This is a genomic window from Psychrobacter sp. Sarcosine-02u-2, assembly GCF_002836335.1.
Lineage (GTDB): Bacteria > Pseudomonadota > Gammaproteobacteria > Pseudomonadales > Moraxellaceae > Psychrobacter > Psychrobacter faecalis.
In genome coordinates this window covers 1-350 of the sequence record NZ_PJBX01000076.1, presented here as the reverse complement: position 1 = coordinate 350, position 350 = coordinate 1, and the positions used below count along the sequence as shown (strand labels likewise).

At 44.3% G+C, this 350-nt stretch carries 1 protein-coding gene; it reads right to left on the bottom strand.

All coding sequences use genetic code 11. From position 1 onward, the window contains the following. Positions 1–242, bottom strand: a 242-nt coding sequence (locus CXF58_RS13765) for a transposase (protein ID WP_180952498.1), incomplete at its 3' end; no start/stop codon positions are given. Positions 243–350: the final 108 nt, after the last annotated feature.

The following is a 350-nucleotide window of genomic DNA, read 5'->3' as shown; positions in this document are numbered from 1 at the left end:
ACGGCTTTACTAATCTCTTGCATATGCAATAACATGGTGTGTTTATTAACGAAAGGCAGTACTAAGCCGACCGCCTTCTTTGTCGCTGGACAAAAGGCACCAAACAGATAAGCGGAATGAAACTGTTGCTGTTTGATCAGTCGAGGTCGCCCACCGCGATAGTGCCAAACTCTGGTCAATGAGCCTTGTTGTCCTATTCGAGTTTCATCTTGAAACCAGATGTCCACTTGATCTAAGCTCACATCAGTAGGCAGTGACGCCTTAACCTGTGCTATAAAGTTTTTTTAAAAGCGTCTTGAGCTTGTATGTCGGCTTTTGGATGCTGACTACGAGCACTTATCCAACTCATA